The sequence below is a fragment of the Halobacillus sp. B23F22_1 genome (assembly GCF_043497005.1).
In the GTDB taxonomy this organism is placed as follows: domain Bacteria; phylum Bacillota; class Bacilli; order Bacillales; family Halobacillaceae; genus Halobacillus_A.
The window spans coordinates 192,119-218,724 of sequence record NZ_JBIEKE010000002.1 but is presented as its reverse complement, the minus strand read 5'-3'; the positions used below and the strand labels follow the sequence as shown (position 1 = coordinate 218,724).

20 protein-coding genes, 1 other RNA gene and 2 other annotated features are annotated in these 26,606 nt (G+C 38.9%); of the genes, 3 read left to right on the top strand and 18 right to left on the bottom strand.

What is annotated here, in order from left to right; genetic code table 11:
• Positions 1–5: 5 nt before the first annotated feature.
• The 9 genes from alaS to ACGTNH_RS08760 all read right to left on the bottom strand — a co-directional run bounded on the left by alaS (position 6) and on the right by ACGTNH_RS08760 (position 10,681).
• A complete protein-coding gene (gene alaS / locus ACGTNH_RS08800) occupies positions 6–2,642 on the bottom strand; it encodes an alanine--tRNA ligase (protein WP_394586354.1) in 2,637 nt (878 codons plus the stop codon).
• A 66-nt stretch (positions 2,643–2,708) separates the two neighbouring features.
• Positions 2,709–2,919: a binding site (T-box leader), on the bottom strand.
• Between the two features lie 46 nt (positions 2,920–2,965).
• Entirely contained in the window at positions 2,966–4,033 is a 1,068-nt protein-coding gene (locus tag ACGTNH_RS08795) for an AI-2E family transporter (protein WP_394586353.1), read from the bottom strand.
• On the bottom strand, positions 4,033–4,209 hold the full coding sequence (locus ACGTNH_RS08790; protein ID WP_188375610.1) for a YrzR-like zinc ribbon domain: 177 nt from the start codon (positions 4,207–4,209) through the stop codon (positions 4,033–4,035). The genes ACGTNH_RS08795 and ACGTNH_RS08790 overlap by 1 nt, the downstream gene beginning before the upstream one ends.
• Positions 4,210–4,262: 53 nt before the next feature.
• Positions 4,263–6,593 (bottom strand): SF1B family DNA helicase RecD2, encoded by a 2,331-nt coding sequence (recD2, locus tag ACGTNH_RS08785; RefSeq protein ID WP_394586352.1) that lies wholly within the window; start codon positions 6,591–6,593, stop codon positions 4,263–4,265.
• Positions 6,594–6,614: 21 nt separating this feature from the next.
• Positions 6,615–7,277 (bottom strand): tetratricopeptide repeat protein, encoded by a 663-nt coding sequence (locus ACGTNH_RS08780; RefSeq protein ID WP_394586351.1) that lies wholly within the window; start codon positions 7,275–7,277, stop codon positions 6,615–6,617.
• A 64-nt stretch (positions 7,278–7,341) separates the two neighbouring features.
• The gene (mnmA, locus tag ACGTNH_RS08775; protein WP_394586350.1) at positions 7,342–8,454 is read right to left on the bottom strand and encodes a tRNA 2-thiouridine(34) synthase MnmA; all 1,113 of its coding nucleotides are present in this window, start codon (positions 8,452–8,454) and stop codon (positions 7,342–7,344) included.
• 14 nt (positions 8,455–8,468) lie between these two features.
• A complete protein-coding gene (locus tag ACGTNH_RS08770; protein WP_394586349.1) occupies positions 8,469–9,608 on the bottom strand; it encodes a cysteine desulfurase family protein in 1,140 nt (379 codons plus the stop codon).
• Positions 9,609–9,624: 16 nt separating this feature from the next.
• Complete coding sequence (cymR, locus tag ACGTNH_RS08765) at positions 9,625–10,044, bottom strand: cysteine metabolism transcriptional regulator CymR (RefSeq protein WP_188375605.1); 420 nt, start codon at positions 10,042–10,044, stop codon at positions 9,625–9,627.
• Positions 9,989–10,681: a YczE/YyaS/YitT family protein gene (locus ACGTNH_RS08760; RefSeq protein WP_394586348.1), complete on the bottom strand. Its 693-nt coding sequence runs from the start codon at positions 10,679–10,681 to the stop codon at positions 9,989–9,991. Before ACGTNH_RS08760 ends, cymR begins: the two co-directional genes overlap by 56 nt.
• Before the next feature lie 121 nt (positions 10,682–10,802).
• On the opposite strand from ACGTNH_RS08760, the gene ACGTNH_RS08755 reads away from it, so the two are divergent.
• Complete coding sequence (locus tag ACGTNH_RS08755; protein WP_394586347.1) at positions 10,803–12,077, top strand: replication-associated recombination protein A; 1,275 nt, start codon at positions 10,803–10,805, stop codon at positions 12,075–12,077.
• Positions 12,078–12,162: 85 nt separating this feature from the next.
• A complete protein-coding gene (locus ACGTNH_RS08750) occupies positions 12,163–12,771 on the top strand; it encodes an RsfA family transcriptional regulator (RefSeq protein WP_394586346.1) in 609 nt (202 codons plus the stop codon).
• 56 nt (positions 12,772–12,827) lie between these two features.
• On the opposite strand, the gene ssrS is transcribed toward ACGTNH_RS08750, so the two are convergent.
• The 3 genes from ssrS to hisS all read right to left on the bottom strand — a co-directional run bounded on the left by ssrS (position 12,828) and on the right by hisS (position 16,146).
• Positions 12,828–13,016, bottom strand: a non-coding RNA gene (ssrS, locus tag ACGTNH_RS08745) — 6S RNA.
• 77 nt (positions 13,017–13,093) lie between these two features.
• On the bottom strand, positions 13,094–14,863 hold the full coding sequence (gene aspS, locus ACGTNH_RS08740) for an aspartate--tRNA ligase (protein ID WP_394586345.1): 1,770 nt from the start codon (positions 14,861–14,863) through the stop codon (positions 13,094–13,096).
• Positions 14,863–16,146 (bottom strand): histidine--tRNA ligase, encoded by a 1,284-nt coding sequence (hisS, locus tag ACGTNH_RS08735; protein WP_394587677.1) that lies wholly within the window; start codon positions 16,144–16,146, stop codon positions 14,863–14,865. The genes aspS and hisS overlap by 1 nt, the downstream gene beginning before the upstream one ends.
• A 65-nt stretch (positions 16,147–16,211) precedes the next feature.
• Positions 16,212–16,444: a binding site (T-box leader), on the bottom strand.
• A gap of 168 nt (positions 16,445–16,612) precedes the next feature.
• On the opposite strand from hisS, the gene ACGTNH_RS08730 reads away from it, so the two are divergent.
• Entirely contained in the window at positions 16,613–18,091 is a 1,479-nt protein-coding gene (locus tag ACGTNH_RS08730; protein WP_394586344.1) for an N-acetylmuramoyl-L-alanine amidase family protein, read from the top strand.
• 29 nt (positions 18,092–18,120) lie between these two features.
• On the opposite strand, the gene dtd is transcribed toward ACGTNH_RS08730, so the two are convergent.
• The 6 genes from dtd to secDF form a co-directional block, all read right to left on the bottom strand.
• Positions 18,121–18,567, bottom strand: a complete 447-nt coding sequence (gene dtd, locus ACGTNH_RS08725; protein WP_394586343.1) for a D-aminoacyl-tRNA deacylase — start codon at positions 18,565–18,567, stop codon at positions 18,121–18,123.
• Positions 18,568–18,581: 14 nt separating this feature from the next.
• The gene (locus ACGTNH_RS08720) at positions 18,582–20,786 is read right to left on the bottom strand and encodes a RelA/SpoT family protein (protein WP_394586342.1); all 2,205 of its coding nucleotides are present in this window, start codon (positions 20,784–20,786) and stop codon (positions 18,582–18,584) included.
• A 145-nt stretch (positions 20,787–20,931) separates the two neighbouring features.
• Complete coding sequence (locus tag ACGTNH_RS08715) at positions 20,932–21,444, bottom strand: adenine phosphoribosyltransferase (RefSeq protein ID WP_394586341.1); 513 nt, start codon at positions 21,442–21,444, stop codon at positions 20,932–20,934.
• Positions 21,434–23,761, bottom strand: a complete 2,328-nt coding sequence (gene recJ, locus ACGTNH_RS08710; RefSeq protein WP_394586340.1) for a single-stranded-DNA-specific exonuclease RecJ — start codon at positions 23,759–23,761, stop codon at positions 21,434–21,436. Before recJ ends, ACGTNH_RS08715 begins: the two co-directional genes overlap by 11 nt.
• Positions 23,762–23,817: 56 nt before the next feature.
• Entirely contained in the window at positions 23,818–24,150 is a 333-nt protein-coding gene (locus tag ACGTNH_RS08705) for a LapA family protein (RefSeq protein ID WP_394586339.1), read from the bottom strand.
• Between the two features lie 103 nt (positions 24,151–24,253).
• Complete coding sequence (gene secDF, locus ACGTNH_RS08700) at positions 24,254–26,527, bottom strand: protein translocase subunit SecDF (protein ID WP_394586338.1); 2,274 nt, start codon at positions 26,525–26,527, stop codon at positions 24,254–24,256.
• Positions 26,528–26,606: the final 79 nt, after the last annotated feature.

The following is a 26,606-nucleotide window of genomic DNA, read 5'->3' as shown; positions in this document are numbered from 1 at the left end:
AAAAACTAGGCATGTTGCTTAACGTATTCTTTAGCGTATTCTAGGGCTTCTGAGATTTTAGAGGAATCTTTCCCTCCAGCTTGGGCCATATCTGGACGGCCGCCCCCACCGCCTCCGCAAATCGAGGCAGCTTGTTTGATTAGGTTACCTGCATGATAGCCTTTGTCAATTAAGTCTTTAGATACCCCTGCAATTAGTTGAACTTTCTCACCGTTGGTTGCAGCTAACAATAGAATTCCTGAATTAACTTGCTGTTTTAGGTCATCCATCATCGTTCGTAGTGAGTTCATATCTTTTACATCAACTTGTTTCGCGAGAACATTTACGCCATTAACTTCTTCTACATCGTGTAGAATCGATGAAGCTTCCATATTGGAAAGTTTTGAAGCCAGAGAATCATTTTCCCGTTGAAGTTCTTTTATTTCTTGATAAAGTGATTGAACTCTTTCTGGGATTAGTTCTGGTCTAGTTTTCAGCAAATAACCAGCTTCCTTTAGAACCGATTCTTTTTGACTCATATACTCATATGCACCTTTACCGGTTACTGCTTCAATCCTCCTTGTTCCAGCTCCTATTCCTGCTTCACTTACTACCTTGAATACTCCTATTTCAGCTGTATTAGAAACGTGGCAGCCCCCACAAAGTTCTAAACTATAATCTCCAACTTGAACCACTCGTACTTGCGCTCCGTATTTCTCACCGAAAAGAGCCATTGCGCCCTTTTCTTTTGCTTCTTCAATACTGCTATGTTCAATAACTACCGCGAGCGACTCCCAGATTTTCTCGTTTACAATTCTTTCAATTTGGTTTAACTCTTCTTCACTAAGGGAGCTGAAATGTGAGAAATCAAAACGAAGACGCTCAGGCGATACTAAAGAACCAGCTTGATTGACATGCTCTCCTAGAACATCCTTTAGTGCTTGATGTAACAAATGAGTGGCCGTATGATTTTTAACGATATAAGAACGTGTTTCTTGATAGACAGAAGCTTTAACATGGTCTCCTTTATGAACCGTTCCTTCTTTTACATACGCTTCATGCATGTGTTGTCCATTCGGTGCTGTTTGCACGTTTGTTACTTCCAAAACCGCTTGTTCGCTTTGCACAATCCCTTTATCTGCAATTTGACCTCCGCTTTCAGCATAGAAAGGAGTGTAATCCAAGAAGAAATAAACAGTCTCACCCTCACTTGCAGAACCGCTTATTTGATTATCGAGAATCAATTCGACTACTCGACCTTCTGCCTTCAAGCGGTCATACCCAACGAACTCACTTGCGACCTGCACATCGCCTAAGACTCCAGTTTGAACTTGCATACTGTCAGACTTTTGTCGTGCACTTCTTGCTCGTTCACGCTGTTTCTTCATTTCTTCCTGAAAGCCTTCTTCATCAATCGTAAAACCAGCTTCTGATACGTACTCTTCTGTTAACTCTTTCGGGAATCCAAAAGTGTCATATAATCGGAATACTTCTTTACCTGGAAAAATATTGCTCCCTTTTTTGGTTTCTTCTTTCATTATTGTAGACAATATGGCCAGACCTTCATTTAAAGTTTCATGGAACCGCTCTTCTTCTGTTTTAATAACGTTTTGAATAAAGTCCTGTTTCTTTTGTATATCTGGATAGAAGTCATTCATAATTTCAGCTACTTCTGGTACTAGCTTGTACATAAACGGCTCATCAATCCCAATTTGTTTAGCAAAACGAATTGCACGTCGCAGCAGGCGTCGCAGTACGTAACCTCTTCCTTCATTGGATGGTAGAGCTCCATCACTAACAGCAAAGCTTACCGTTCGCATATGATCGGCAATTACTTTAAACGCTGCATCTTGCTGCACATCTTCCTCATACTTACGTCCAGAAATAGCTTCAGTAGCTTTAATAATAGGTAGGAATAGGTCGGTTTCGAAATTAGTAGGCGTGTCTTGAATGACACACACCATACGTTCAAGTCCCATTCCTGTATCAATGTTTTTCTTAGGTAGAGGCGTATACGTATCATCTGGATTATGATTGAACTGGGAGAAAACTAAATTCCATATCTCAAGGTATCGTTCATTCTCTCCACCAGGATAAAGTTCAGAATCTTGAGGGTCATTCCCATACTTCTCTCCACGATCATAGAAGATCTCTGTGTTCGGTCCACTCGGCCCTTCACCAATATCCCAAAAATTTTCCTCCAGACGAATAATGCGTTGTTCTGGTACGCCGATTTTATCTCTCCAAATAGCATAGGCTTCATCATCTTCAGGATGAACCGTTACTGAGAGCTTTTCAGCATCAAATCCAATCCAATCATCACTAGTTAGAAATTCCCACCCCCACTCAATTGCTTCCTCTTTAAAGTAATTTCCGATAGAGAAATTCCCTAACATTTCAAAGAAAGTATGGTGTCTAGCTGTAAAGCCTACATTTTCAATATCATTGGTACGAATTGATTTTTGCGCATTTACAATCCTCGGATTCTCCGGGATAACTCTTCCGTCAAAATATTTCTTTAATGTGGCAACCCCGCTATTAATCCATAATAAGGAAGGGTCTTCATGAGGAACGAGTGATGCACTAGGTTCAACACTGTGCCCTTTTTCTTTAAAAAAATCTAAAAACATTTGTCTTACATCTGCTGAAGTTAATGATTTCACCTAAATTGCCTCCTTCATTAATTGATCTATCTTTATATGAACAAAAATATCCCGTCCCTGCACATTGGCAGGGACGGGATTGTAATCCGCGGTACCACCCTGATTATAGACATTCAGCGTCTATCACCTTAGACGTAAGTAACGGTACGTAAAACCGGCGGTGATTAACCGCACTCTGGAATAGCTTTCAACAAAGCTAGATTATTTCTCTTTCAGCCTGTGGAGAAATTTCTCTTTAATCCGCCTCTTGTTTACTTATTTCCTTCATCGTATTGATAAACGTTCATATAGTAATGGATAGCGTCATTATAGATAATTTGCGCTTATCTGTCAATGTTCATCCGTGCTTGATAAAATTCTTCAATTATTACTTTCAGGCAGGTTAATACAGGTACAGCCACTACCATTCCCGTAATTCCTGCAAGCTCACCCCCAGCTAACAAAGCAAAGATAATGAGGAGGGGGTGAGTGTGAATGCTTTTCCCCATAATATAGGGGGACAATAAATTCCCTTCAATGAGCTGAATAACCACAATAGCAATAACTGTAATGATTAAGGTTTTAATGGATAAAGTAATTGCTACAATAAGTGCTGGCACAGCACCAATAAGAGGCCCAAAGTAAGGGATAATATTAGTTATGCCGGCGACAACACCTAGTACAAGAGGATAAGGTAATCCAGCTGTCCAAAAGCCTAACGTCGCTAAAACTCCTACAAACAAACTAATTAATAATTGACCTCTTATATAACCACCTAGTGATTGATTGAGTTTCTTCGTTAAGTGAACGGTTTCCCTCTTCCACTTTCTTGGAATAAGACAGAGCATAGCGTTCATTATGGAGTGGTGGTCTTTTAAGAAATAAAAAGTCATTACAGGGATAACGGCTACAAGTACAATCACATTAAATATGCCGGACATACCAGCGATAATAGCCATTAACCTTGCATTCATCCAAGATTCCAGCTTGGCAAAGCTCTCTTCTAAACGTTCGTGGATGCCGTCTGGAAAACGTTCTGTTTGTTCATACATTTCTTTAGTCCAGTTCTCGTAAGCTTCTATTAAGTTTGGCAGTTGCTCATTTAATAGTTTGATTTGCTGAACTAAGTGGGGGTATCCGCGATATACTCCATAACCCACGAGCAGGAAAAAAGCTAGAAAAATAAGCAGAATTGAAATGGACCTTTTTAATCCTAACTCTTCTAAATATCGTACGAGAGGATGAAGCAGCATAGCTAAAACAATGGCAATAATAAAAGGCAGAAAAATCCTTCCTATTAACACTACAACGTGATCATAATGAGGAAACAGCCATGCTAAAAAAAGCAACATTAGTAAAACAGCGAAAAAGATGGATAAACGTATTCCCCACTTGATAATTCGCTTATTCATTATGATCCAGATTGATAGAAAATATCATTCAAAGAACTTAAACTGCCATCTTCTTCTATCTGATTTATATTAATTTTGCCTTTTTCCACGGAAAGCTCCAAACAACAATTCCAGCAGTAATAATGATCATTTCCAATGCGTCCGAGGTTTTTACTATCACAGTTTGGACATTTCATAGGTCAGACTCCTTTTTCCTGCTAGTCTGTCCCTGAAAATGTTAATTTATACCTTACATAAAATCATAAGGTGATAGTTCCGCTTCTTCCTCGTCCTCCATAACCTGAGGAACCGCATCTGACTGCAGCTTCTCAGCTAACGCAGTGAACCTTAAGTTCGTGTCCGTTGTTTGCACACCTTCAAGGAAAGCTCGTTCATCTCCACAAATTATTAGTGAATGCTTTGACCTGGTGATAGCTGTATATAATAGGTTTTTTCTCAGCATCCTCTTAAATCCTCGCACAACAGGTAGAATAACAACTGAGAATTCACTGCCTTGAGATTTATGAATAGATGTACAATACGCGTGCATGATGTTATTTAAATCCTTTTTTGGGTAAACGACTTCTTTCCCATCATACTCCACTACTACTTGTTCGACCTGATCTACGTTCTCTTCCGCTCGAAAAATAGCTACAATTTCACCAATATCCCCATTAAACACATGATCCTCTGGCTGGTTGACTAATTGGATCACTTTATCGCCTTTCCGATAAGTGATTTCTTTATAAACCAAATCTCTTTTTTGTTTACTTTTTGGATTGACTGCTTTCTGAATCTCTTCATTGAGCTTATGGATTCCTACTTCAGTACGGTACATTGGTGCGAGTACTTGCACTTCTCTTAATTCAATTCCTTTTTCTATTGCCTTTTGTACAATACTTGTTACTAAACTTTTCACCTGCTGCTCTCCTGCTGAAATAAAGTTGAAATCCTTATCCTTTCGAAGAGAACTTGCTTTGCACTCATTATTTTTTATTTCATGAGCCAACTGAATAATTCTTGAACCTTCTTTTTGACGATATACCTCAGTTAACTGAACAGAAGGAACATATTCAGATCTAATAATATCCGTCAACACTTGCCCAGGCCCAACTGAAGGAAGTTGATCTTCATCACCAACAATCAATACTTGCATACCTTGAGGAATGGCTCTAAACAATTGATTAGCTAACCAAATATCAACCATGGAGAATTCATCGATGATGAGTACTTTTCCCTCCAATTGATTATTTTGATTCTTGTCAAAGCTCTGATGACCATCCCACCCTAGTAAGCGATGAATCGTACTGGAAGGTAGCCCGGTTGATTCTGTCATTCGTTTTGCGGCTCGTCCTGTAGGCGCAGCCAACACAAATGGAAAAGGTTCGCCTTGTTCATAATCCCCCGGGTCAGTAGAAGTATCATTCAGCTTAGCGTAAGCTTGGATGATCCCTTTAATTACCGTAGTCTTTCCTGTACCAGGTCCTCCTGTTAATATCATCACCTGAGAATGCAGTGCTTTTTCGATCGCTCGGAATTGATCTTCACCGTAACTCATCGTTTCCTGCTCTTCTAAATCCCCAATTATTTTCAATAAATCTGCCTGGGTGTACTCTTCTTCTACTTCATTCTCAGTAATTCGTTCTAACTGATGACAAAAACCGTTTTCTGCGTGATAAAGAGAAGGCAAATAGACTCTTTCCTCCTCAATAAAAACAAACCGTTCTTCTGCTAACTCTAGGATTTGCTTAGATAATTCATCAAATGTAATCCCTTGTGAGTTTCCGCCATTTAAAAGTCCATCCACTTGCAGTAAACAATTCTCCGTCGGTAAATAAACATGGCCAGCGGATAAACTTTGCTGCAAAATGTATAGACAAGCGGCACGAATCCGGGTGGGGTGATCCTCAGGTAACTCTTGCACTTTAGCCATTTCATCTGCCCGATGAAAACCAAAGCCTTCTACATTAAAAACAAGCTGATAAGGGTCTTCTTCGATTATAGCTAAAGTTTGATCTTTAAAAGCTTCGTATATCTTTTGAGAAAGCTTTAAACCAAATCCATATTTATTAAGCTGAATCATAACATGTTCAAATCCCTGATGTTCTTTAAGAGAATCGATAAGCTGCTGTTTCTTTTCTTTCGCCAGCTTAGGAATCCGATCTAGCACTTCAGGTTCTTGAAGGATTTTAGAAATCGCCTGCTCTCCCAGCTCTTCTACAATGCGCTCTGCTGTTTTCTTACCTATACCATGAAATAAATCACTAGATAAGTAAACAACAAGACCTTCTTTTGTTTCAGGCATAATGCGCTGATAGAATTCTACTTGATACTGCTTACCGAACTTTTTATGTTCTTGAAAATCGCCTTGGAAGTAATAAGTTTCACCGTCTTCTAAAGGAGGAAAATGACCTTTGATTACTAAGCTTTTTTCCGAGAAATCTTCGTTTGTTTCAATGACGTGTATTGAAGCGATCGAGAAGTGCTCTGCTTCATTATGGAAGATCATCCGGTTCAATTCACCCTTCACAAAAGGTGTTTCATTTTCAGTTGTATCAGAAAAAAGCGTTCGTTCTTCCATTTTCAAGCTTCTCCTTTTTTGTTATTCACCATTTAAAGCTTGCTCGATTTTAGCTTTTCCATGAGAGGCCAGCATATGATCCTTATTACATTCTAGAGCTTTATCAAAATAATCAAGAGCCAGGGCAGCGTCTTCTTTATGCAAGGCGGCTACGCCTAAATTGTAGTAAGCATCACTATGGTTTTCTTCTAATTGTAGCACAGTCTTCATCGTTTCTTCAGCACCTTCAATTTGTCCATTTTGCGCTAAGCATAGTCCGTATTGAAACTGTATATCTACATCATCTGGATCCAGTTCTACTGCACGTAATAAATAAGGAAGTGCTAATTTAACATACTCTTGATGAACGAACGTCATGCCTAGCATAAAGTAAGCATCTGCTTGGTCCAGGCCTTTTTCTATAGCTTGCAAAAATTCGTTTTGCGCTTTAGTGAAATTTTCCTGTTCATAATATACAGTACCTAATCCGTAATAAGCCGTCGCCGCAGTATCATCTAATTCGATCGCCTTATTATAAAAGCGTTCAGCTCGTTCAAATTCATTTAAATGCATTAATAAATTTCCAAAATTAATATACCCAACAGGCTCTTTTGGGTTTTCTTCGATCGATTCAGTAAACAGCTTTGTCGCTTCTTCAAATTTTTGATTTTGCATAAGTTCAATAGCTTTTTCTAGTTTATTCATTGGTCTCCTCCTACTTAAAACAGCCATGCCCATAACATAATGGACATGGCTTAGTTGAATTATTTTATCCTACATAATCGAGCGTTTTATTTTCTTTTACTACTTGATCAATGGTACCCCCGCCAAGGCATACTTCTCCATCATAAAACACAACCGCTTGACCAGGTGTAACAGCTCGTTCGCATTCATGAAACTGAACATTATAGGTGCCATCACCGTTTGGTACCACAGTTACTGGACTGTCGTCTTGACGATAACGGAATTTAGCTGTACATTCAAACGGACATTCAGGAATTTCCCCTTTCGCCCAGTTCATATTGGCTGCGATTAAACCATCAGAATATAGCGCTTCATGATGGTATCCTTGACCTACATAAAGAATGTTCTCTTTCACATTTTTCCCAACAACAAACCACGGCTCTCCTGCTCCACCGATGCCTAAACCTTGACGCTGACCTAAAGTGTAGTACATTAAGCCATCATGCTGCCCTTTCACTTCACCCTCAAGAGTCTGCATTTCTCCAGGCTGAGCTGGAATATATTCGCTTAAAAATTCTTTAAAATTACGCTCTCCTATAAAACAAATACCAGTGGAGTCTTTCTTTTTAGCTGTTGCTAGGTCATGTTCTTCCGCAAGTCGTCGAACTTCTTTTTTCTCTAAGTGACCTAATGGAAACATTACTTTAGCAAGTACGTCTTGAGTCAATTGATTTAAAAAATAAGTTTGATCTTTGTTGTCATCAATGCCGCGAAGCATTTCGTAGGAGCCGTCAACTTTTCGGACTTGAGCGTAGTGTCCCGTAGCTAAATAATCAGCTCCTAAAGCTAAAGCATGATCTAAAAAGGCTTTAAACTTAATTTCTTTATTACACATTACATCAGGATTCGGTGTACGTCCTGCTTTATATTCGTCTAGAAAATACGTAAATACTTTGTCCCAGTATTGTTTCTCAAAATTCACAGCGTAATAAGGAATATCTAACTGATTACACACTCGAATGACATCTTCATAATCTTCCGTAGCTGTACAAACACCATTTTCATCCGTGTCATCCCAGTTTTTCATAAATATACCTACAACATCATAACCCTGCTGCTTGAGCAGCAAAGCAGAAACAGATGAGTCAACTCCTCCGCTCATTCCGACTACGACACGCGTATTTTTAGGTTCTTTCATTTTATTTCACCCTCCTAACTCAGTCTTTTTATAATTTGACTGATTCTCTTTGCTGCATCAACTAACTGTTCTTCGTTATTCGCTATACCAAAGCTAAACCTTATAGAATTTGTTGTTCTTTCATCTTCAGTCCCATACATTTCTGATAAAACATGGGAAGGCTCTACAGACCCAGCCGTACAGGCGCTGCCGCTTGATGCGGCTATTCCAGATAGATCAAAATTCGTAAGCAGAGTTTCCACATTCATCCCTGGAAAACTAATATTAATGATCGAAGGTGCACTCATTTTTTCAGTACCATTGATAGAAAAATTCACCTGTTCGCTCTCTAGTGTATCTATAAAAATATCTTTATAGCGCTTGAACATTTCTATTTTTTCCAGACGATCATTTTCCATGATTTTAACTGCCTTTTCAAATCCTGCTATACTTGGGAGATTTTCTGTACCTGCTCTGCGTTTACGCTCTTGTTCTCCTCCATGCTGTTGAGCATGAACGACAGTTCCTTCTCTTATATAGAGAAAACCCGTCCCTTTAGGACCATTGATTTTATGGCTTGATACCGCTAATAAATCGACAGGGAGAATTTGAGTATCTATCTCATATAACCCATAAGCTTGTACAATATCTGAGTGAAAATAAGCCTGATGGTCCTTAACTATTTCAGACAGCTCCTGAATCGGCTGAATCACACCTGTCTCATTGTTTACCATCATCACTGTAACTAATATTGTATCCTCTTTTATTAAGTTGTGAAGATCTTCAGATTTAACACGCCCGTCTTCATAAACAGGTAAATAACTAACTTCAAACCCTTGAGCCGTTAGATATTCCACAGCATGTAATGTCGCATGATGTTCAATCGGTGTAGTGATAATATGTTTTCCTTTGTGTTGATTCGCTATAGCAGTACCAATAACAGCTAAATTATCGGCTTCTGTTCCTCCACTAGTAAAAATGATTTCTTTTTCATCTGCATTTATGCTCTTGGCCACTGTTCTTCTAGCCTCATCTAAAAGTTTTCTTGATTTCCTTCCATACATATGCACACTCGAGGGATTCCCGAATGATTCTTTAGATGAGGACATCATAATATCAATGACTTCTGGATGAACTGGAGTGGTAGCTGCATGGTCTAAATAAATAGAATCCATTATCTCCACCTCCTAATTAAATATAAAACATATACGCATCTTGCGTTTGGTCATCTACATGATCTTTAAGATCTTCTAACGTTGTCGTGTCAAGTACGTCTTTAACAGCATCTCTCACTCTTTTCCATAAAGCTTGTTTTGCGGGCTCCTCATCTTCTATTCCTTCGACCGGGGTAATAGGACCTTCTAGTACTCGAATAACATCACCAGCCGTAATCTCATGGGGATCTTTTGTAAGCATATATCCACCATAAGCCCCCCGTACACTTTTCACTAAGCTTGCATTTCGCAAAGGAGCTATCAGCTGTTCTAAATAATGTTCTGATAACTCATTGTCTCTAGCAATTTGTTTTAATGAAATTGGACCATCTCCATACTTTCTAGCTAATTCGATCATTATGGTCAGGCCGTAACGACCTTTCGTAGAAATTTTCATATCCTTCACCTTTCTTTATTAAGAAGTTCAATAGTTGTTTTGATAACGGAAGAGCGTAACCAACAAAGGTTCCCAGAAATAGTGCAATAAAGACTGTGCCTATTCCTACAGGTCCTCCTAACATCCAGCCTGCTAAAGCAACAGTAATTTCAATTCCGTTACGTACCGTTGAGACCTTCCACTGCAGCCAATCGGTTAAGACTAACATTAAACTATCTCTTGGACCTGCCCCCATATCAGGAGCTACGTATAATCCAATACCTAATGCAATAATAATTGTCCCTAAAATAAACACTATAATTTTAGATAGCAGCCATTCAGGTTGTGGAAGCACCCAATTAAATAAATCAATAAAAACACCGATTAAAATCATATTTAAAATAGTACCTATTTGAGGGATTTTTCTTATAGCGACTGAACTAAAAATTACTATCACTATCCCTGCAATAACTGACCAAGTACCAACTGTTAATCCAAATTGTTTATATAAACCATAGTGAAATACATCCCATGGACCAATACCAAAGTCTCTTACTTGCATGGTTAACGATATTCCGAATCCTAATACCACTAAACCTACAATAAAAAAAGACCAGCGCAACCCGGCATTCGGGCGACTTGACCGATCATTCTTCATAGCTGACCTCTCCTATCTCATTATACCAAACGCTATTATAGCATGAACAGCAAGTCCCTTGCATTTTAACAGCTTTAGACATACGCTTAACGTGATTACCTATGTAAAGGAGCTGTCCCTCATGAGTGTTCAACCTTTAGCCTATCGAATGAGACCCTCATCTATTGAAGAAATCATAGGCCAAAAACATTTAATATCTGAAGGAAAAACAATAAATCGAATGGTTAAAGCAAACAGACTAGCTTCTATGATTTTATTCGGGCCGCCGGGAACAGGCAAAACCTCTATGGCTACTGCTTTAGCAAAGCATTTACAATTGCCCCATAAAACACTTAATGCAGTTACCGATAAGAAGAAAGATATGGAAATCGTAGTTGAAGAAGCAAAAATGCATGGAGCAATGGTCCTTATTCTGGACGAAGTTCACCGATTGGATAAAGCTAAGCAGGATTTTCTGCTCCCCCATTTAGAAAGCAACCGATTAACTATGATAGGGTGCACAACAAGCAACCCCTATCATTCAATCAATCCGGCAATTCGAAGCCGTTGTCATTTGTTTGAGCTCTATCGATTGGAGATAGAAGATATAAAAGAAGCCATTAACAAAGCTCTGCAGGACAAAAAAGAAGGGTTAGGGCATTTACCCCTACAGTTAACTAAAGAGGCAATTGACCACTTAGCATTAAGTGCTAATGGAGATCTACGAGCTGCTTTAAACGGCTTAGAATTGGCTGCTTTTTCAACACCAGAGAATAAAGAACAGAAAATCGTAATCGATTTAAATACAGCTGAAGAATGTATGCAGAAGAAAAGCTTTTCTCATGATAAGGACGGTGATGCTCATTATGATGTTTTATCAGCTTTTCAAAAGTCGATCCGTGGCAGTGATGTGAATGCTTCTCTACACTACCTTGCACGACTTATAGAAGCCGGCGACTTAGACAGTATAGCACGGCGGCTCGTTGTAATCGCATATGAGGATATTGGTTTAGCGAATCCCCAAGCCGGACCGCGAGCGCTGGCGGCAGTTGAAGCAGCAGAGCGATTAGGATTCCCAGAAGCAAGAATCCCTTTAGCCAATGCTGTAACAGAACTAGCCCTCTCACCTAAATCAAATAGCGCTTATAAAGCATTAGACGCTGCCTTAGCAGATATTCGTAAGGGTAATAGTGGAGATGTCCCTATTCATTTAAAAGATTCACATTATAAAGGAGCAGCATCGTTAGGGCGCGGAACAGAATACAAATATCCTCCCAACTATCCAAACTCCTGGGTGGACCAGCAATACTTACCCAATTCGCTTAAGTCCACAAATTATTATGAACCGAAAACTACAGGGAAATTTGAGCAAGCACTAAAACAAGTATTTGATAAAATTAATCAACAAAAATCGTAATCAAGTATATTATTTGTCTTCTTTGGTCACAATAGTAGCAAAATCTGACAAACTATTGTTCTAATAGTTCAACAGGAGGGTTATTATGCCAAAGGTAAGACAAGATGCTTGGTCTCATGAAGACGATCTACTATTAGCCGAAACGGTACTCCGTCATATTAGAGAAGGAAGCACTCAATTAAAAGCATTTGATGAAGTTGGAGATGTACTTAATCGTACATCAGCTGCTTGTGGTTTTAGATGGAACGCTGAAATTCGCCAGAAATATGAACAAGCTGTTGACCTTGCAAAGAAACAGAGGAAAGAGAAGAAGCGTAATGAAGCTTCATTTGCCCAGCCTGTCATGACAGCACAGCCACAAGTTAATAAGTCGCATGAACCGCCTAAGAAGAGTCAGGCAACCGTTATGGATCTGTCCCAGGTTATTTCTTATTTAGAAACACTTCAAGACAATGATTATAAACAAACGACTTTAAATGAAGAGATTCAGAAACTTGAAGAGGAAAATCAAAACCTTATTCAAACAAATCAAAAGCTTCAAAGTCAATTAGACTCATTAAAAGAAGACTACCAAGCCTTTATTTCAATTATGGATCGTGCTAGAAAAATGACAATGTTTGATGAACAGGACATTGTAAGTAAGCCGTTTTTCCGAATGGAAAAAAACGGGAACCTAGAACATTTAGCAAAATAGAAAGTGCGAGCTGTGTAAGCTCGCACTTTCTTTTCTTTCACATATAAAACAAAAAAACCAATCCCAATTGTGCCGTTGCATCATGAGTTTTGAACCCGCTCCAGGCAGGTGGGTGCCTTGCTTCACATTTCTTGCGTCCTCTGAACGTAATAAAGAGGCGTGCATTCCGTGTGAAGACGGCAGGCTCCCGTCTCAAAAATGTTCGGTCAAAACGTACATTCGAACAACGTACACATCAGGATTGGTTTGTTATTTTGTAATCAAATCATAGCATAAATTATTTTGCTTATCAAGCATGGAGATAACGATAATCTCTCCTACTTCAGTCCTGTTTTTTTCTTTTTAGCTTCAGATTGAGCTCATCTAATTGGGCTTCACTTACTTTTCCTGGCGCATCTGTTAATGGGTCCTGTGCAGAAGCGGTTTTAGGAAATAGAATCGTATCACGCAAGTTTGTTCTTCCCGCTAATAACATGATGAAGCGGTCAAACCCTAAAGCAATTCCCCCATGAGGTGGTGTACCGTATTCTAACGCTTCTAATAAAAAGCCAAATTGTTCTTCCGCTTCCTCTTTAGAGAAACCTAAAGCTTCAAACATGCGGTCCTGCATTTCTTTTTCATATATACGCAAAGATCCTCCACCTAATTCATATCCGTTTAACACAATATCGTAAGCTTCAGCTCTTGCTTCCTGAGGATGATCGATAATTTGGCTTACATCACCAGCAGCAGGCATCGTGAACGGATGGTGTGCTGCAAAAAATCTTTCTTCATCTTCATCGTACTCAAATAACGGCCAATCCGTCACCCATAAGAAATTAAATGTATTCGGATCAATTAACTCAAGCTTCTTACCTAATTTAAGGCGCAGCGCCCCCAAACTGTCGTAAACTACTGAAGTTTTATCCGCTACAAACAAAAGCAGGTCTCCTTCTTCTGCGTTCATTGCGCTAAATATTTGAGCCGCTTCTTGTTCGGAGAAGAATTTTGCAATCGGACCGTTTAATTGCCCATCCTTTACTTTAAGCCATGCCAAGCCTTTTGCTCCATACACTTTAACATCTTCCGTTAATTTGTCGATGTCTTTTCTAGAGAAATTATCAGCTTGGGATTTTACATTTAACCCGCTCACTTTACCGCCAGAGGCCACGGCTCCACTAAACACTTGAAACCCTGAATCTTTAACAATTTCTGAAAGAGTAATAAGTTCTAACCCAAATCGAGTGTCAGGCTTATCGGAACCGAACCGCTCCATTGCTTCATCGTATGGCATTCGTGGAAATGGGGTTGATATGCTAATTCCTTTTACTTCTTTCATTACTTTACGCATCATTCTCTCAGTCATAGCCATAATATCTTCTTTTGACATAAATGATGTTTCAATATCAACTTGGGTAAATTCTGGCTGACGATCCGCTCTTAAATCTTCATCACGGAAACAACGTGCAATTTGATAATATTTTTCAAAACCGGACATCATGAGCATTTGCTTAAAAAGCTGCGGCGATTGAGGAAGTGCATAAAACTCCCCTTCATGCACGCGACTTGGAACAAGATAATCTCGCGCACCTTCGGGAGTACTCTTTGTTAACATAGGCGTTTCCATTTCAAGATATCCTTCATCATTAAGGAAGTTGCGCATAACCTGCGTAGCCTGATGACGAAGCTTGAATGTATCTTGCATTTCTTTACGCCTTAAATCTAAATATCGGTATTTTAATCGAATATCTTCAGCTACCTCAGAATTCTCTTCTATCATAAATGGAGGCGTTTTAGCTTTGTTAAGAACTTGAATGTCATGAACAAGAACTTCTATTTCTCCTGTAGACATGTTTGGGTTAATCGTATTTTCATCCCGGATAACGACTTTGCCAATTACTTCAATTACATATTCACTGCGGATATCTTCTGCTGTTCTTAACGCTTCAGAAGATTCATCAGGGTTAAATACGATTTGTACTAAGCCAGAGCGGTCTCTTAAATCGATAAAAATTAATCCACCAAGGTCACGACGCTTTTGCACCCATCCTTTTAGTTTTACATTCTTTTCTCTATCGGCTGTACGTAATGTGCCACAATGTATGCGCTCCATTATTCGTTCCCTCCTGCAAGCTTTTCGTGTAAAAAATTAATAATCTGATCCAATGGTAATTCAATTTGTTCTCCTGATTTCATATCTTTAATGGAGACCGCATCTTGTTCAATCTCCCGCTCACCTAAAACAACAACATATTTAGCATTTAGGCGATCTGCTGCTTTAAACTGGCCTTTCATTTTTCGCTGTAAATAATCCTTATCTACTTGAACACCAGCCTGCCTAAGCAGATAGCTCAAACGAACAGCTTCCTTCTCCGCTTGCTCCCCTAAAGCTACAATATAACAATCTAAAGACTCTTCAATAGGAAGCTCAATACCCTCGGCCTCAAGCGCCATAAGTAAACGTTCTATGCTCATAGCAAAACCAATACCTGAAGTTTCTGGTCCGCCAATATCTTCTACCAGGCCATTATAACGCCCGCCTCCACTTAATGTAGTAATCGCCCCAAAACCTTCGGCCTCACTCATAATTTCAAAGGCCGTGTGATTATAGTAATCTAAGCCGCGAACTAGATTAGGATCGATCTCATAGGCAATTCCCATCGCATCTAAATGTGCTTTTACTTTTTCATAATACTTCTGAGAAGTTTCGTTTAAATAATCTAATATGGAAGGCGCTGTGGCCATTGCCGGATGATCTTTGTCCTTCTTACAATCAAGGACTCGCAGAGGATTCTGATCTAAACGAACCTGGCAGTCCGCACATAGCTCTTCTTTATGAGGAGAAAAGTGCTGAACTAGAGCTTTTTTATGATCTTCTCGGCTTTGTTTATCTCCCAGACTATTTAATACTAGTTTTAATGACCTCAACCCAAGTTCTTCGTATGCATTCATTGCTAAAGCCATAACTTCTGCATCTACGGAAGGGTCATCGCTTCCCAGTGCTTCAATACCAAATTGTACAAATTGCCTTAAACGCCCTTGCTGTGGACGTTCGTATCGAAACATAGGGCCAATGTAAAATAATTTGGTCGGCTGGTTAGGCAGCCCGAACAATTTGTTTTGAACAAAAGAACGGACTGTAGAAGCTGTACCCTCTGGACGAAGAGTGATACTGCGTCCGCCCCGATCCTCAAAAGTATACATTTCTTTTTGTACAATATCCGTACTATCTCCTACTCCCCTTTGAAATAATTCCGTATGCTCAAAAATCGGGGTACGAATTTCTTTATAATTATAGCGACGACAAATGTCAGTTAACTGCTTTTCAACATACTGCCATTTTTCTGACGTTCCTGGTAGAATATCCTGAGTTCCTCTAGGGGCTCTCATTTCAATTTCCTCCTTAACAAAAGCTCATATTTTTTCAATAAAAAACTCCCGTCCCTTTCTAATCATGATTAGAAAGGGACGGGAGTTTGATCCCGCGTTGCCACCCTAATTGAGACTAAGTTAAGCCTCCACTTTAAACAGTTAACGCCTGTGTACGATCCCATTTACTGCCTCAGCGAAGGTTCAATAGAATACCTAAGAAATGTCTTTCATTTGAATGGTGTAAGAAATGCTCCCAGCCAAAAGGCATTTCCTCTCTGTCTACACACAAAAATCAAACTACTTTTTTCCTCATCGGTTTAATCGATTCATTTAGAATTATGGATACTATCATAAGGTTTTTACTAACGTTATGTCAAGTTTAGAGAAAAATAATTCCCTTTTTAAATTTTTTGACGAAAGAAGAAGGTATATCACCTTTTTTGTCGAAATGTTATATGCATTACAAAATATTGGAGGTGGATCCATAAAAATGAAAGGTTGGCTGGCATTATTATTTATTTTGACTGGTTTGATTTGGGTTATGCCGGCGACAGCCCACGCAGATACCGCAGACGTTCAAGTAAATAACTTAAACGTAAGATCAGGGCCAAGTCTTTCTGATTCCGTTTTGGGCAAAGTCCAAAAAAACGAATCTTATTCAGTCGTTGATAAAAAAAGAGACTGGATAAAGATCAAATGGAACAATAAGACAGGGTGGGTTGCTAATTGGCTGGTTCAAATCAAGAAAGACGAATCTGTGGTATCTAAAGTAAATTATTTACGGGTTCGTTCAAAAGGCAGTTTAACTGCCAGTGTCCGAGGTTACTTAATGAAAAATGAAAAAGTGACCAAGGTCGGTGAAGCTGGAAGTTGGATAGAAATTGATCGTTCAAAAGGTTCCTCGGGTTGGGTACATAAGGATTATTTAAGTACATACAACAGCGGACAATCGAACAATAAGCAAGCTTCTACTAACAGCCAAACATCACTTGGCAAAGTAAACGTGGCTACAGCTGTATTGAATGTAAGAAGCAAACCTACAACAAACAGCTCAATTTTACAACAAGTAAGAAAAGGCAGCAGCTTTGAATATCTAGAAGAAAAACAAGGCTGGTACAAAATCAAACGTAATGGAAATAAAACGGGCTGGGTAGCAGGCTGGTTAGTAACCAAGAACAACAGCTCTTCTTCACAACCTAAAGCTGAAGAGGAAACAAAGGTAACGATGCAATATAATGCTACAAATTTGAGGTCAGGTCCTTCTACGAATTACAAGATTCTGGGAAGAGCAAATAAAGGTGACAAATTCAATGTAATTAGTAAAGAAGGCAAATGGTATAAAATCTCTTACAAAAACAGCCATGCCTATGTAGCGGGATGGATTGTAGATGAAGATAATTCATCCACTCCAACCCCTGTGTCTTCATCTTCTCTTTCAGGTAAAACAATTGTTGTTGATGCCGGACACGGCGGATTTGACCCAGGAGCGATTGGTCGAAGTGGAACATATGAAAAGACTCTTACCTTGCAGACCGCTCAAAAACTTAAAGCAACGTTAGAAAGAAATGGCGCAGACGTCGTTATGACTCGTGCTAATGATTCTTACTTATCGCTTTCAGCCAGGACGGCTCTTTCGAATGCTTCAAAGGGTGACGCATTCATAAGTGTTCATTATAATAGTGTGCCCCAGTCCATTAAGGCTACTGGTATTAACACTTATTTTTACAGTTCTAATACGCGAAAGTTAGCTTCTAACGTACAATCTGGCGTTACTCAAGCAACTGGTCTCAGAGACCGTGGCATACGTCAGGGTAATTTTCATGTTATACGAGCTAACAACAAACCATCGATTATGGTCGAGCTCGGATTTATTTCTGACGCAGATGAAGAAAAAGTAGTGAAAAGTTCAAACTATCAAAGTAAAGCTAGCCAGGGTATTACAAATGGCCTAATTCAATACTTCAAATAAAAAATCAAGGGATTTAATCCCTTGATTTTTTAACGTTCTCTGCTATCTAAAATGAGCGTGACAGGACCACTATTGGTTAAGCGGACATCCATCATTTCTCCAAACTGCCCAGTTTCCACATGAATTCCTTCATTTTCTACTAGTTCATTGAAATTCTCATATAATTGTAAGGCTTGCTCTGGTTTTGCTGCTTTCATAAAATTTGGTCTTCTTCCTTTACGTGTATCACCATAAAGTGTAAATTGGGAGATAGAAAGCATGGAGCCGCCTACATCTTTCAATGAAAGGTTCATTTTCTCTTCCTCGTCTTCAAAAATTCTTAGGTGAGGAATCTTAGATGCTAAATAACGCGCATCTTCTTCTGAATCATCTTGAGTTACTCCAAGTAAAATAACCAGACCTTGTTTTATTTGCCCTACAGTCTTTTCTTCTACAATTACACTCGCTTCAGCCGAACGCTGTATTACTGCTCTCACTACTCATTCCCCCGTTATTGCATCACCCGACGCACCGTATAGACATCATGAATTTGTTTAATGCGTTCTACAATTTTTCTTAAATGATCTGTGTTTTGAATAAGAATGGTAATATGAATAGTCGCCATCTTATTGCGATCTGATTTTCCGGATACTGCTGTAATGTTCGTTTTAGTTTCGTTTACAGCTTGGAGCACTTCGTTAAGCAAACCTCGTCGGTCATAACCCCAAATTTCCAAATCCACGTGATATTGTTTGGTATCACGTGGACCTTTCTCCCAGTAAACGGGCAGGAGGCGCGTTTCTGCTTCTTCGGTTTGTACATTTGGACAATCTGCCCTGTGAACAGATACTCCTCTTCCCTTTGTAATGTAACCGACGATTTCATCACCCGGCACTGGATTACAGCATTTCGATAAGCGGACAAGGAGGTTATCCACCCCTTCTACACGTACTCCAGAATCCTTTTTGCCTCTTGAAGAAGAAGTTTTAATCTCAGTAGTAGAAACATCAGCTAAAGTCTGTTCCAAGTCTTGTTCTTTTTGAATTTGTTTGCGCAGCTTCTCCGTTAAACGTGTAGCTATTTGGGAAGCTGTGATCCCTTGATAGCCTACTGCCGCAAACATATCTTCTTCATTTGCAAAATTGAACTTTTCAGAGACACGATCCATATTCTCCGAAGTAAACACTTCTTTTGGCTGTAAGCCCATGTTTCGTATTTCACGTTCAACCAATTCTCGACCTTTACCAATGTTCTCTTCTTTACGCTGCCGTTTAAAGAATTGTTTTATCTTATTTTTAGCTTGAGATGTTTGAGCCAGTTTAATCCAATCTTTAGAAGGACCGTAAGAATGTTTGGAAGTCATCATTTCCACAATGTCCCCAGTATTTAGCTTATAATCTAACGGTTCCATTTTCCCGTTCACTTTTGCTCCTATAGTTTGATTACCGACTTCTGTATGGATTCGATAAGCAAAATCAATAGGTACGGAACCTGAAGGAAGCTCTACCACTTCCCCTTTAGGTGTAAAAACGTACACCATATCCGAAAACAGGTCCACTTTTAACGATTCCATGAATTCTTCAGCATCATGTGTTTCACTTTGAGAATCTAGAATTTCTCTAAACCACGTTAATTTTTCTTCGAAAGAATGAGTTGAAGATGCTTGTTTACCTTCTTTATAAGCCCAATGAGCTGCTATACCATACTCTGCAATTTCGTGCATTTCATGTGTTCGTATCTGAACCTCAAGAGGGTCCCCCTTAGGACCAATTACAGTGGTGTGCAAGGATTGATACAAATTAGGTTTCGGCATGGCTATATAATCTTTAAACCGGCCCGGCATAGGTTTCCAGCACGTATGAATGATACCAAGCACAGCATAACAGTCTTTAATACTATTAACTAGTATCCGCACAGCTAACAAATCATAAATTTCATTAAACTGCTTATTTTGCAACACCATTTTACGGTAAATACTATATAAATGTTTTGGTCTTCCATTCAAGTCAGCCTCAATATTAACATCCTTCAATTGAGTTCTAATTTCATTCATAACATCATCAATGTAATATTCTCTTTCATTTCGTTTTTGTTTCATTAAATGTACAATGCGATAATACTGTTGAGGGTTTAAATATCGTAACGCTGTATCCTCAAGTTCCCATTTAATGGTAGAAATCCCGAGTCTATGTGCAAGTGGAGCAAAGATTTCTAATGTTTCATTTGAAATTCTCCTCTGCTTCTCGGATGGCAAATGCTTAAGCGTTCGCATATTATGAAGACGATCCGCCAGTTTAATTAAGATAACCCTCATGTCTTTAGCCATAGCTACAAACATTTTTCTATGATTTTCTGCTTGCTGGGCTTCTTTCGATTTATATTTGATTTTTCCTAGCTTTGTTACGCCATCTACGAGCATGGAGACTTCTTCCCCAAACTCTTTTTCTATATCTTCTAATGTAAAATCCGTATCTTCTACTACATCGTGAAGAAATCCGCCAGCGATTGTCTCGGGATCCATTTCCAAATTCACGAGAATCCCCGCTACTTGAATGGGATGAATGATATAAGGCTCTCCCGATTTTCGATACTGCTCGCTATGAGCCCGATTGGCATACTCAAAAGCCCTGCGGATAAACCCCAGATCGTCCTCATTCATGTATTGACTAGCCTGCTCTATCACTTCTTCGGCAGTTAAAATTTTATCCTTCGCCATTCGATCACCCTGATTTCTCTAAGCTTCCTAAAATATGATGGTTTGTGTTTCATTATCAAAAAAAGTTCATAAAAAGTAAAGAAAAAACGTTTAAAAAAAGGATGGTTAAAACAAAGAGCGCCCTAGATTAGGGCACTCTTTACTCTTAATATTGCATTAACGTTAAAACATCATATCCCTCTAACTTATCACGGCCATCCAAGTATGTTAATTCTACAAGGAAAGCGCACCCAGCTACAACTCCGCCTAATTGTTCTACCAGGTTAATAGTCGCTTCTATAGTTCCACCTGTAGCTAATAGGTCATCGACAATAAGTACACGCTGGCCGGGCTTAATTGCATCTTTATGAATCGTAAGGACATCTTTTCCATACTCCAAACCATAATCTACTTTAATGGTTTCTCTAGGCAGTTTTCCTTCTTTACGGACAGGGGCAAATCCAATCTCAAGAGCATAAGATACAGGACAGCCTACAATAAAGCCTCTCGCTTCAGGTCCTACAATTATATCAATTTCTTTGTCGCGAGAATATTCTACAATTTCATCAACTGCAGACTTAAATGCTTTTCCATTGTCCATAAGCGGTGTAATATCTTTAAACCGAATGCCTTTCTTCGGCCAATCTTCTACAATTGCAATATGTTGTTTATAATCCATTGAAAACTTCCTCCTTGATGGGCTCACGCTGCTGATTGAACCAATCCTTTAATTCTTTATAAGTAGAATAGTAAAGAGCTTGTTCTACAGCTAATTGCTCTTTTCTTTCTTGATAGATTGTTGATTCAGTAAGATCTTTCTGCTGTGGCTTTGACTCGATGGTCACAAGACCATCTTTTATTTTAACAAAACCAAGCTCAAAAAACACCTGGGAAATAAAATTAATCATATCTCCATTCCATCCTTTACGCGCAGAAAGCAATTCCCGGTCTTTATTTAAATTAAATGACTGTCGCTTCATTAGCATACCATAAAACCATTTAAAATGATCTCTTGTAGGCCATGAAGTAAAGAAAGCACTATCCTCTACTTGATAGCATGCGTAAATGTTGTCAGGCGCTAATCTTTGAACCACATGAGATAACTGTGCAAGGCTAGGCGGAAGATCTAATAGTACAAGACCGTGTAAAGGAAAAGATTGAAAGCTTTCAATCTCTTTTCCATTAATAACTGGTAATTCGTGCGGAGCGTTTTGTGCATTATTAAACGTTAAAGCGACAACATGCTGATCGTTAGGAAATCCAAGTTTTTTTTCAAGATGCTTGGACCCTCTAAAATCAAACAATTGCCAGGTTTGTACTTTTAAATCTTTAATCATTATTTGTACATTCTGTCTTCCGTTCCATTCATTAATCCCAAGTTCGCCGATGACTTCAAGTTCAGAAGCCGGGGATATCCTTGTATATAAATCTCCCATTCCGAACGCAATGCCATCAAGCTTCTTTTGGTTTTTCTTAAACATTAACTTTAAGTGATTTTGTCTACTGCCGATTAATCTTATTTCTTTCGCTTTTTCTTTAATATGGAAAAGTGGTTTAGGATTTCCCATGCCAAAAGGACGGAGTTTATTTATTTCTTGGATTTGTTCAAGAGTAACTTCTTCCATATCAACATTCATTTCAACGTTAAGTACTTGGTGATAGTCGTCATCAGATAATTTATCTTGAGCTTTTTGGCACAATTGACTTCGTACTTCCTCTATATTATCTGTATTTAAAGTCATACCGGCTGCTTGAGCGTGACCTCCAAAGTGAATGAATTGCTCCCTTATTTCCATGCAATTTTGAAATAAATCAAAAGCATCGATACTCCTTGCTGAACCTTTTGCCTCGTTCTTATCAGAGTCTATCCCCAGCACAATTGCCGGACGGTCAAATTGACGAACTAATTTTGAAGCGACTATTCCAAGTACGCCAGGATTCCACCCTTCTTTAGCAACGACTATTACTTCTTCTAGAGGCTGCTCTCCACTTATTAACAGCTCTTCTGCTTCTTTAGTAATATCCGTGACAATCTTTTGTCTCTTTTGATTAAGATCATTTATATATTCTGCTAACTGACTCGCTTCATATGAATCTTCTGTTAAAAACAAGTCGACGGCAGGTGAAGCATCCTCAAGCCTGCCAACAGCGTTCACACGAGGTCCAATACTAAATCCCACTGTTTCTTCTTCTATTTCTCCATCTATACTGCATACGTCTTTTAGAGCTTTAAATCCTATACGATTAGTTTGATTTAAAGCCTGGAGTCCCAAGAAAACAAGAGCACGATTTTCATCCTTTAATGGAACCAGGTCTGCTATTGTTCCTATTGCCACCATGTCCAACAAATGATGAGGCATCTCCTTTAATAGAGCTTGTGCAAACTTAAAAGCAACTCCAACGCCGGCTAATTCTTTAAATGGATAATTTTTAGACGTTTTTGGATGAATAATAGAAAAAGCGTCAGGCAGTGATTCTTGAACTTCGTGGTGATCTGTAATGATTAAATCAATTCCAGCTTCTTTTGCTACGTTTGCTTCATGAATGCCTGCAATTCCATTATCTACCGTAATAATTATACTAAACCCATCTTGAGCAGCTTGAAGAAAAGCTGCTTCATTTGGCCCGTATCCTTCCGTGAAACGATTAGGAATATAATAGTCACAAATAGCACCTGCTTCTCTCAGTGCTTCAACCATCACCGTTGTAGAGCTGACACCATCTGCATCATAGTCACCGTAGACTAATATGTGCTCATTTCGTTCGATGGCTATCCGTACTCTTTCTACAGCTTCTGACAATCCATCTAGCAGAAAAGGGTCGTAAAGGTCTTCCTGAGATGGATGAAGGAATCTTTTTACTTCTTCAGGCTTCGTAATACCTCGCCTATTCAACAATTGACTTGTTAATGATGAAATGTCTGGAAGATTATTAGAATACCCATCCGTTGAATTATCATTATATGTAAAGTTCCATTTTGTTTTGCTTTTTAACATAAGTTCACCCCTGACTAATCTATTATACAAGACGCCATCAGGGGGAGCAAACACGATTATTTACTGCGAGATCCCTTACCTTCATCTAAGGAGGTTATTTTTTGTTTTTTTACATCACTTCGTTTTGGTGTCTTCGCCTTCTCAGAAGAGGAAGTATTTTGACTACGCAAATTTTTATTTTCTCTTTTTAACCGATAAAACCTCACGGCACCCACAGATGCTGTTATGAGTCCACCCATTAGTACAGAACCTAAAATTACTAGTATTAAAGGTGCTTCTCCTGTACCAAAAAGGTAATTCACTTGAACGGATCCTACATTAATAACAGCAAAAACAGAGATCAAAATTGCAATTATAAGTGCAAAGATAAAGTACGTTTGACCTTTCAATGACAAGTCCTCCTTCACTATGGTCTTCACATAAAGGTATACCCTTTTTTGAAAAAAGGTAATCAAACATAAAAAGACCGCCTTTAACAGACGGTCTTCCAAATTAAACTTGAGGTCCTCCAGTATTTTTCTTCTTAATATATTCAATCGGTTTATTCTTAATATTCTTCCCTCTCCAAACCAGCCATAATTGAGCCGCAATAAAGAGCGAAGAGTATGTTCCCGCAGTAAGACCGACTACTAAGGCAAATGCAAAGTTTGTGATAGAAGAAGCTCCAAATATAAACAGCATAGCAGCAGCAAATACTACTGTTAACACTGTGTTTAAACTTCTAGCCATCGTCTGGAGTAAACTGTCATTTACCACTTTAGCTAATTCCTTGAAAGATTTAACTTTTTTCTTGAATTTTAAGTTCTCGCGGATTCGATCAAATGTTACGATCGTATCATTAACAGAATAACCCACAATAGTTAAAATTGCCGCAATTATCGTAATATCAAATTCGAGCCTTGTAATACTGAAAAGCGCTATAATAAAGAACGCATCATGCAGTAAAGCAAGAATTGCAGTAATTGCAAAAAAGAGTTCAAACCTGAAGGTTACATAAATAATTATTCCTATCGAAGCATACAAAACAGCTAACGCTGCATTTTTAGCAAGTTCTTGTCCTACAATAGGTGAAACAGTACTAACATTTGGACTGCTGCCGTATTCCTCAGAAAAATAATTTTGAATTTCAGCTATTTTATCTTGTGAGAGTTCTGAATCAAAACGAGTAACGGCAATATCATTATTTTCCCCAGAAAGTACTACTTGTTTTGGTGATACGTTTAACTCGTTTTCAAATGCTTCTTCTATTTCTTCTGTAGATATACTTTCTTCAGCCAGTATTTCTACACGAGAGCCACTAGTGAAATCTATACCTAAATTCAACTTGAAAATTCCTAAAGCGATAGCCCCTGCTGCTAATAATGCTAACGACAGAGCAAAGAACCTCTTCCGATACTTAATTAAGTCCAATTTCCGGTTCATAAATTTAGGCTCCACTTCTTCTCCTTCATCCAGAGAGTGGATTTGATCTTTCTTCACCCCAAACCAACCTGGACGCTTTGTAAGAAAGCGGCTTTTAACCCAGAGACCAAGCAGCAGCCTTGTGCCGTACACAGCAGTAACAAAGCTTACTAATATGCTAACAATTAACATCGTGGCAAACCCTTTAACGGAACTAGTTCCGAAAATAAAGAGCACAGTAGCTGCAATAAGCGTTGTAATGTTTGCATCTAAAATCGTCGCTAAGGAGCGTTTATTCCCTGACTTAAAGGCAGCCATAATCGATTTACCAGACTTTAATTCTTCTTTTATCCGCTCATACGTAATAATATTCGCATCAACCGCCATACCCACTCCAAGAATTAGTGCTGCGATTCCTGGCAGAGTGAGCACACCGTTGAGAAGTTCAAATACGACTAAAATGAGATAAATATAGGCCGATAAAGTAATAACGGAAATAATACCCGGGAAACGATAATAAAAAAGCATATAAAGGAAAATTAAGGCGACTCCAATAAAGCCTGCATAAATCGTCTTCTGCATCGCTTGTTCTCCAAATTGCGCTCCTACGGAGGTTGAATATGTCTCTTCAAGCTCCACAGGAAGAGAACCTGCATTTAAAATATCTGCTAATTGTTGAGCCGATTCTTGCGTGAAATCCCCTTCAATCTGGACCGTGTTGCTCCTGATACCTTGACTTACTTGAGGAGCGGAAACATACGCCGGATCCTCAGATCCATACTCTTCTTCAAATGCAATATCTTCATCATAATCTAACCAAATAACAAGTAAATTCGGAGGATATGTAGCACCTTCGACAGGTTCCTTATTAGCAATTTCCTGAGTTACATCATAGAATTCTGACGCACTCTTCACCTCTAAAGTAACAATGGGAGCATTATTTTGGTCGTATGACTGCTGAGCACTGCCTTCCCTAATATCGCTGCCATCCATGTATTCATTACCCTCTACATCCCGAAATGACAACTGAGCAGTGGTTGAAAGAAGCTCCCGAGCTTCTTGCTGATCTTGAACGCCTGCTAGTTGAACTCGAATTCGATCTCCACTTTCTATGGAGATATTGGTTTCACTAATACCTAAAACATCGACGCGCTCATATAATGATTGAACAGTTGATTCCAATACTTGCTGACTTACTTCTTGATTTTCATCAATCGTTTCCACATCATATAAAATTTCAAAACCACCTTGAAGATCTAAGCCAAGGTTTATATCTTTTGTGACTCCTGTGACCGTTGTACCAATCGTAGCTGCTACTAAAATAACGGCTAGAAAAAAGGCAACAATCCGCCCTCTTTTCACCATATCATTCTTTGCCTCCTTCTACTTTCAACGAACTTTCTTATGTAAATTATCATCCAAATCTTTGTTTCCCTATACAATT